Below are 7,759 nucleotides of genomic sequence, written 5' to 3'. Positions count from 1 at the left end.
GGGGCGAGTACATCGGCTCGGTCGAGAAAGGCTTCCGCTCGATGCTCGCCGAGGGCCCCACGATCGGGGCGCCGGTCGTGAACATGAAGGTCACGCTGGCGGACGGCGGCTACCACGCGGTCGACTCCTCGGACAATGCCTTTCAAGAGACAGCCCGCGGCGCGTTCCGCGAGTTCTATCCCAAGAGCAATCCCAAGGTGCTCGAGCCCCTGATGCTCGTCTCCGTGGAGACGCCGCGCGAGTTCCAGGGCGATACGATGGGCACGCTCATGCAGCGGCGGGCGATCGTGCTCGGCACGACCGAGGACGAGGACTTCGTGCGCATCGACGCCGAGGTCCCCCTCGCCGAGATGTTCGGCTACGCGACCGTGCTGCGCTCGGCCACGCAGGGCAAGGCCGGCTTCACCATGGAGTTCAAGCGCTATGCGCCGGCGCCGGCCGCCGTCGCCGAGGAGCTGCGCCAGCAGTTCCTGGAGAAGCGCCAGGCCGGCAAGTAGGAGGAGGGCTCGTGGTCTACCGCAAGGAACTGAACAAGCGCAGCCCGCTGCGCGTCTTCGAGCGCTCGCTGCACGGGGGGCTCGGCAAGGGCAACATCGGCGTCGTCACGAGCCGCAAGGGCGTCGGCAAGACGGCCTTCCTCACCGACATCGCCCTGGACGACCTCATGCGCGAGCGCCCCGTGCTGCACGTCACGCTCCAGCACAGCGTCGAGCGCGTGCTCAGCTTCTACGACGAGATGTTCGGCGAGCTGGCGCGCAGCCAGCGTCTCGAGGACGAGGCGGAGACCCGACTCGCCGTCGAGCGGCACCGGCACGTGCTCAGCTACAAGGGGATCAAGGAGTTCCATCTCGAGCGCCTGCGCGAGAGCCTGGGCTTCCTCGCCCAGCACGCGGCCTTCCGGCCGGAAGCGCTCGTTCTCGACGGCTACCCCGACTTCACGGCCGTCACGGCGGCCGAGATCGCGGCGCTCAAGCAGCTCGCCCAGGATTTCGCGCTCGAGCTGTGGGTCACGGCGCTGCATCACCGCGAGGGCCAGCCGCAGGACGAGCGCGGCGTTCCCCTCGAGGTCGCCCGTTTCGAAGCCTACCTGTCGGTGATCGTCCACCTGGAACCCCAGGGCGATCACGTCATGTTGCGCCTCGTCAAGGACCACGAGAACCCGGATCTCGCCGCGCTCCACCTGGAGCTCGATCCGCGCACCCTCCTGCTGCGCTGGAGCTAGGGCGCTCCGCCCGCCCCGCGCCGGGGCGGGCGCGATCGCGCTAGGCGCCCTCCGCCGTTGCGGGCGCCGACGCCGGCCGCTGGCCCAGTTCGCGATCGATCAGGAAGAGCGCGTGGCCCGAGTCGCCCACCAGGCGCAGCTGCTGAACGACCGCCTCGACCGAGGCCTCCTCCTCCACCTGCTCATTGACGAACCATTGCAGGTGGGCATTGCTCGCGTGGTCGGAGAGCTTGATCGCCAGATCGACGAGGCGATTGATGGAAGTCGTCACCTCGCGCTCGTGCGCGAGCGTGAACTCGAAGACGGCCAGCGGAGTCGCCCAGTCGCTGGGCGCCGCGGCGATGGCCTTCAGCGCCGGCTTGCCGCCGCGGCCGACGACGTAGTCGAAGAAGCGCAGGGCGTGCATCTGCTCCTCCTGGAACTGCAGGCGCATCCAGTGGGCGAAGCCGGTCAGATTGCGCTCGGCGAACCAGCCGGACATGGCGAGGTAGAGGTAGGCCGAGTAGAACTCCCTGTTCACCTGCTCGGTCAGAGCGGCTTCCATCTCCTGGCTCAACATGGCTTCCTGTCTCCTGCTGCGGGTTGGGGCGGCGCGCCGGACCGCGGGTTCTGCCCACGCCGCCGGCCACCGGCAAGGAATGTCCCGCGACGCGGGGCGCAAGCCGCTAAGTGCGGCCGGGCGAGAGCCGCAGGGGCGCTCAGCCGCCTCGCGGGCCCCAGGCGGCGTCGAGTCGGGCCAGCTCCCACTCGAGGCGGGGCAGGCAGGCTCGCGCTTCCGCGAGGCGCTCCTGCTGCAGAGCCGCTTCCACGGCCGCCGCCACCTCGCCCAGCATGAGCCCCCCGGTGTTGCGCGAGGCGCCCTTGAGGCTGTGGGCGAGCCGGATCGCCTCCTGGCGCTCGCCGAACTCGTCGCAGGCCGCCGCGAGGGCGGCAAGCTGGCGGGGGGCGACCTCCCGGAAGCTGGCAATGACGATCCCGGCGATCCGCTTGTCGCCCCCCAGGCGCCGCAGGAGGTCCTGGGGCTCGAGGCAGGCTCGCCGGGACCAGCCGGGGAGGGCCGGGCTGGGCGCGAGCGCCGCCGCGAGGGGGAGATCCAGCCAGATCAGGCTGCCCTCGGGGCGGCTGAGGAAGTCGAGCGCGCCGGCGGGCAGGCGGCGCGCGAGGTCGCCCAGCCCCAGGGGATCGCCAGCCGGCGCCGGCCCTTCACCGGCGAGATAGGCGAAGGCCGCCGGCTGCGCCGGGGCGGACAGGCCCGGCAGGCTGTCCGCGGCCAGCAGGCGCAGGCGGCGCTCCCCGGCGCAGAGCGCGACCCCCGCTCCGAGCCCGAGCTCGCCGCCACCTCCCGCCCGGGCGAGGACGGCCTCTGCCAGCGCGCGGAGACCGGCGGCGGCCTGCGCCTCCGCGCTCGGGTCGAGGCTCAGGCTGGCTGGCAGCGCCGCCGCCTTCAACGCGAGTCCACGGGCCTGCGCGCGCGGCTCCAGGGCGCTTGCCAACATGGCCAGGCGAGCGCTCAGCGCAGTGGGCATCCTTCCTCCTGGCGCATCCGGTGACCCCAGCCTAGCCCCTCATTGCCCGTCTGTCACCCCCTCCGGGGGGGATTCCACTCCCGCGCCCCCGCCCCTGTGCTAGAGTGGGCCTTCCCCCAGGCAGAGGAGGCCCCGTGGAACTGCTGCTCATGCGACACGGCATCGCCATCGACCGCGAGGATCCGGACTGCCCGCCCGAGGAGCAACGCCAGCTGACTCCCGAGGGCGAGGCGCGCACCCGCGAGGTGGCCCAGGGCCTGCGCAGCCTCGGCCTGAAGCCGGAGCTGGTCGCCAGCAGCCCCCTCCTGCGCGCCCTGCAAACTGCTCAGATCGCGGCGGCAGTCCTGGGCCACAGGGGCGAGATCGAGGAGTGGCCGGAGCTGGCCTACTGGGTGGATCCCGAGCGCGTGCTGGAGCGCCTCGACGGATTGCCGGCGCGGCAGGTCCTGCTGGTCGGCCACCGCCCGCACCTCGACCTGCTGCTCGCCGCCGCGCTCGGAGATCCCGAAGCGCCCTTCACGGTTCTCAAGAAGGCCGGCGTGGCGCTGCTCGACTGGCAGCCCGAGGGCGGTGAGCTGCGCTGGCTGCTCACCCCGGCCATCCTGCGTCGCCTGCGGGGGGCCGATTAGGCCACACCGACCCGGCGCCTAGTAGACCTCGGGCACGAAGGACTGGTCCGCCATCGGCGGCCGCACATAGCCCTTGCTCTTGGCGCGCTTGGGTAGCTCGATCGGAGCCGGGGTGAGATCCTCGTAGGGGAACAGGCTCAGCAGGTGATGGACGGTGTTCAAGCGCGCGCGCTTCTTGTCGTCCGCGCGCACGACGTACCAGGGCGCCTGCTTGATGTCCGTGTGGGCGAACATCTCGTCCTTGGCGCGCGAGTAGGCCTCCCAGCGGTGTCGGGACTCGAGGTCCATCGGGCTGAGCTTCCAGCGCTTGACCGGGTCCTTGGCGCGGTCGCGGAAGCGCTTCTCCTGCTCCTCGTCGCTGATCGAGAACCAGTACTTGAGGACGACGATGCCCGCGCGCACGAGCATGCGCTCGAACTCGGGGCAGCTGCGGTAGAACTCCTGCACCGCCTCCTCGTCGCAGAAGCCCATCACGCGCTCGACGCCGGCGCGGTTGTACCAGGAGCGGTCCAGGAGCACCATCTCGCCGGCGGCGGGCAGATGGGCGACGTAGCGCTGGAAGTACCACTGCGAGCGCTCGCGCTCGGTGGGCACGCCGAGGGCGACCACGCGGCAGGTGCGCGGATTGAGCACCTCGATGAAGCGCGTGATGACGCCGCCCTTGCCAGCGGCGTCGCGGCCCTCGAAGATGACGACCACGCGCAGGCCCCGCGCCTTGATCCACTCCTGCAGCTTCACGAGCTCGATCTGCAGGCGGTACAGCTCGGCGGCGTAGAACTCCTCGCTGAGGGCGGGTAGCGCCCGCTCGGCGTCCTCGCGCTCGATCAGCGCCGTCCGCGCGTCCCGCTCCTCTGCACTGCGCTTGCCCATGCGAACCTCCCGGCCAGGGGCCGCCAGGCGCCTAGCAGCATGTGTGCCTGACCGGAGATTCTCAGCTTCGAGTCGGGAATTGGCGGCGCAAGGCCTCCGCCCGGAAGGCGAAGATGGCCGCGATCTCGCGGGCGACGAAGAGCCTGGTCACGAGTCGACCGCCCGGGGGCAGGTAGTCGGCGGCGTCGAGAACCCGCGTGCCGCCCGCCTCGCCCGCGAATCGGTGCTCGTGGATCCAGATCCGGTAGGGGCCGCGGCGCTGGCTGTCGACGAAGCGCAGCGGCGGCTCAGGGAGCCAGAGCGAACTCTCGAGGCGAGAGCGAGCCATGGGTCTCCCCAGGGAATTTGCCTAGGCACTGAGTACTGCTGTCCATGCATTGTACGTGTTGATACTTGACAATACAAGAACATTCCTCGTCTACACCCTGGTGGGGCTAGCGGTCGTCCTGCGCCTCCTGCGCTGGAAGGCGGCCGCTCCCGTCACGCGCCGTGCCTAGCTCGGCGCTCGGCCCGGCGTCGCAGCGCGGCGCCGGGCCGTAGCCTGCCCTTCCCACTTGAGCCCGCTGGGGACCTGTGGTGGAATTGCCCTCCGGGCAACTACTTCCACGCGAGGAGCGCAGCCCTGGCCAGTGAGGAACCCGAGCGGACGGCCCTGCTGATCGGCTGGCGGGAGATCGTCGCCATCCCCGACTGGGGGATCGCCGCCATCGAGGCGAAGGTGGACACCGGCGCCCGGAGCAGCGCCATCGTTGTTTCCGAGCTCAAGGAGCTGCCCGCCGGCCGCGTTCGCTTCCAGGTGGCCCTGGATCGCCGCCGGGAGTCCCTGAGCCCGCCGATCGAAACGGCCGTCAGTCGCCGGGTGCGGATCCGCTCCAGCTTCGGCACCGCCCGCGAGCGCCTGCTGGTACTGGCGCGCATCCGCATCGGCGGACAGGAGAAAGAAGTCGAAATCGGCCTCGTCCCCCGCCGTCGCATGCGCTCGCGGATGCTCCTGGGCCGCCTCGCCCTCGCCGGGGACTTCCTCGTCGACCCCGGCCTGCGCCACGTGATCGCCGCGCCGGCCTCGCGCGGACGCCAGCGGCGCCGCCCGCCGGAAAGGGAGAGCGCGCCATGAACATCGCCATTCTCTCTCGCGCGCCGCGCTCCTATAGCACCCGCCGCCTGCGCGAGGCCGCCCAGGCCCGCGGCCACGCTGTGCGCGTGCTCGACACCCTGCGCTTCTCGATCTTCGTCGAGGCCGAGCGGCCGCGCCTCTTCTACGGCGGCCGCCCGCTGCCGCCGATCGACGCCGTGATCCCGCGCATCGGCGCTTCGATCACCTTCTTCGGCAACGCGGTCGTGCGGCAGTTCGAGCAGATGGGCGTCTTCACGCTCACGCCCGCCGTCGGCATCGCGATGTCGCGCGACAAGCTGCGCGCTCTGCAGGTGCTCAGCCGCCACGACATCGGCATCCCGCCCTCGGCCTTCGTGCGCGACAGGGCCGACGTGCTGGCCGCCATCGCGCGCGTCGGCGGCGCGCCAGTGATCGTCAAGCTGCTCGAGGGCACCCAGGGCATCGGCGTCGTGCTCGCCGACTCGGAGGCGCTGGCCGAGGCGATCGTCCACATGCTCCAGGTGAGCCGGCAGAACGTGCTGATCCAGAAGTTCGTCGCCGAGAGCAAGGGCAAGGACATCCGCGCGATCGTGGTCGGCGGGCGCGTGGTGGCGGCGATGCGGCGGCGCGCGCAGGGGCAGGAGTTCCGCAGCAACCTGCACCGCGGCGCCAGGGCCGAGCCGGTCGCGCTCGACGAGACCTACGAGCGCGCCGCCGTGAAGGCCGCGCGCATCCTCGGCCTGCGCGTGGCGGGCGTGGACATCCTCGAAGGGGCCGAAGGGCCGCAGGTGCTGGAGGTGAACTCCTCGCCCGGACTCGGCGGCATCGAGCAGGCGACCGGCGTGGACGTCGCGGGCGCCATTCTTGAGCACCTCGAGGAGCAGATGCACCTGCCCGAGGTCGACCTGCGCCAGCAACTCTCGCTTGGCCAGGGCTACTCGGTGGCCGAGCTACCGAAAACCGCAGACTCCCCGCTCGCCAACAAGACCCTGCGCGAGATGCACCTCGCGGACATGGAGGTGCTCGTGCTCTCGATCCGCCGCGCGGGGATCCTCCTGCCCGCGCCGCGCGGCGCAACGACGATCCTGCCCGGAGATCGCCTGGTCTGCTACGGCAAGCGGCAGATCATGAAGGAGCTGATCCCGCCGGCGCCCGCGCCGAAGGGCGGCGGCGCACCGGCGGTCTAGACGCCGAAGCTGCCCGAGAGGCGCTCCAGGACAGCCTTCTCCCGGGCCGAGACGCGCCCCAGTCCCAGGAAGCCACCGGACGCCGCGGCCGTGCCGCGCGTGCTGCGGAGCAGTTCGTCGCGCAGCAGCCGCCGCTCTTCGACGCTCAGGCGTTCGCAGAGCCCATCGATGTAGGCCGCCCAGGCTTGGAGCAGCTGCGGCTCGGGCCGATGCTCCAGCCAGCGCTCGAGCAAGCTGTGCTCGATGCTGCCCGGGGCGATGCCCTGACCCGCCGCGTGAGCGAGCACGGCTTTGCGCTCGGCGGGATCGATCTTGCCGTCGGCCCAGGCCACCTCGACGAGGGGCACGGCCGCCAGGGCCGCCACGATCTCGGGCTTGATGTCCAGCTCGACAAGGCGGGCAAGGACCGCGTCGTTCGTGATCGTGGAGACGGCGGCGAGGGCCTCCTTGGTCTCGGCCATCTTCTTCATCGCCCGCAGGCGTTCGATCAGGAGCTTGTCCTGCTCGAGGAAGAAGGCCTCCTCCAGGCGGCGCGAGGCGCCGAAGAGCGAGTCGCTGCGAGGGTCTTTCATCATGGCATCCAAGCTAGCACGGTCCCATGGGCGGCGCAATACGGGGTCCCATCCCGCCGCCGGAGCGATTGCCACCGCAGCGGCCGGTCCTGTCGCCCCCGGAGCGACCGCCCTGGCCCGATGCAAGAAGGCCGCTCGGTGCGAGCGGCCTTGCTGAAGAATGGCTCCCCGAATGTGCCAGCGTCAGAACTCAACGGTCGGTGACTCCCGAGGTCATGTTCCGGATTCTGCACGTTTCTCCGAACGCTGGGAGAGGATTCCTCATGTCTAGGTTCCGCTCCCAGTCGGTCGAGCTCGATCTAGAGCTCAGACGGGAAACAAGACGGCCGTGCGCCCCCTGAAACGTGGCGCGGCTCACCGAGCTGCGGATGCTGGTGCCAGGACATTTGGGCCCAGTTCATCGTAGCCGAACAGGACACACCAACTGCTCAAACTCCGCAGCGGGGCTCAAGGGTGCTGGGAACTCCGCTCTCAAACGGTCGGCTTGACGGGGAAGCTCACGGTTCCGCGGTCGCGAGCTGCAACCCTAGAGATGGTCCCAGGAAACTGGACAGCGTGCTAAGGTGGCTCCACGACTCTGAACGGAGGACATGGAGCAATGGCAAACCGACGCAAGTTCTCGGCTGAATTCAAGGCCAAGGTCGCCCTTGAGGCCCTGGT

At 70.6% G+C, this 7,759-nt stretch carries 10 protein-coding genes; 5 read left to right on the top strand and 5 right to left on the bottom strand.

Annotated features, from left to right (window positions below; all coding sequences use genetic code 11):
- Together fusA and FJ251_11600 are read left to right on the top strand one after the other, a co-directional pair.
- Positions 1–497 (top strand): elongation factor G (gene fusA / locus FJ251_11605; protein ID MBM4118361.1); only part of this gene is annotated, 497 nt, incomplete at its 5' end.
- A gap of 11 nt (positions 498–508) precedes the next feature.
- Positions 509–1,222, top strand: a complete 714-nt coding sequence (locus tag FJ251_11600; GenBank protein MBM4118360.1) for a hypothetical protein — start codon at positions 509–511, stop codon at positions 1,220–1,222.
- 40 nt (positions 1,223–1,262) lie between these two features.
- Here FJ251_11600 and FJ251_11595 read toward each other — a convergent pair whose 3' ends face one another.
- On the bottom strand, positions 1,263–1,781 hold the full coding sequence (locus FJ251_11595) for a ferritin (protein MBM4118359.1): 519 nt from the start codon (positions 1,779–1,781) through the stop codon (positions 1,263–1,265).
- Positions 1,782–1,920: 139 nt separating this feature from the next.
- Complete coding sequence (locus FJ251_11590; protein MBM4118358.1) at positions 1,921–2,748, bottom strand: Hpt domain-containing protein; 828 nt, start codon at positions 2,746–2,748, stop codon at positions 1,921–1,923.
- 134 nt (positions 2,749–2,882) lie between these two features.
- Between FJ251_11590 and sixA the strand changes: the two genes are divergently transcribed.
- Entirely contained in the window at positions 2,883–3,377 is a 495-nt protein-coding gene (sixA, locus tag FJ251_11585) for a phosphohistidine phosphatase SixA (GenBank protein MBM4118357.1), read from the top strand.
- 18 nt (positions 3,378–3,395) lie between these two features.
- On the opposite strand, the gene ppk2 is transcribed toward sixA, so the two are convergent.
- Both ppk2 and FJ251_11575 read right to left on the bottom strand, forming a co-directional pair.
- Complete coding sequence (ppk2, locus tag FJ251_11580; protein MBM4118356.1) at positions 3,396–4,247, bottom strand: polyphosphate kinase 2; 852 nt, start codon at positions 4,245–4,247, stop codon at positions 3,396–3,398.
- Positions 4,248–4,308: 61 nt separating this feature from the next.
- A complete protein-coding gene (locus FJ251_11575) occupies positions 4,309–4,575 on the bottom strand; it encodes a hypothetical protein (GenBank protein ID MBM4118355.1) in 267 nt (88 codons plus the stop codon).
- 81 nt (positions 4,576–4,656) lie between these two features.
- Here FJ251_11575 and FJ251_11570 point away from each other — a divergent pair, with 81 nt between their 5' ends.
- Both FJ251_11570 and FJ251_11565 read left to right on the top strand, forming a co-directional pair.
- Entirely contained in the window at positions 4,657–5,361 is a 705-nt protein-coding gene (locus FJ251_11570) for a hypothetical protein (protein MBM4118354.1), read from the top strand.
- Positions 5,358–6,527 (top strand): RimK family alpha-L-glutamate ligase, encoded by a 1,170-nt coding sequence (locus FJ251_11565; protein MBM4118353.1) that lies wholly within the window; start codon positions 5,358–5,360, stop codon positions 6,525–6,527. Before FJ251_11570 ends, FJ251_11565 begins: the two co-directional genes overlap by 4 nt.
- Here FJ251_11565 and FJ251_11560 read toward each other — a convergent pair.
- Positions 6,524–7,099, bottom strand: coding sequence for a hypothetical protein (locus FJ251_11560; GenBank protein MBM4118352.1), 576 nt, complete (start codon positions 7,097–7,099; stop codon positions 6,524–6,526). The genes FJ251_11565 and FJ251_11560 overlap by 4 nt on opposite strands.
- Positions 7,100–7,759 lie beyond the last annotated feature (660 nt).

It is taken from the genome of bacterium (genome assembly GCA_016873475.1).
GTDB lineage: Bacteria > Krumholzibacteriota > Krumholzibacteriia > JACNKJ01 > JACNKJ01 > VGXI01.
The sequence above is the reverse complement of the archived record's forward strand: the minus strand, read 5'-3'. Positions and strand labels throughout refer to the sequence as shown.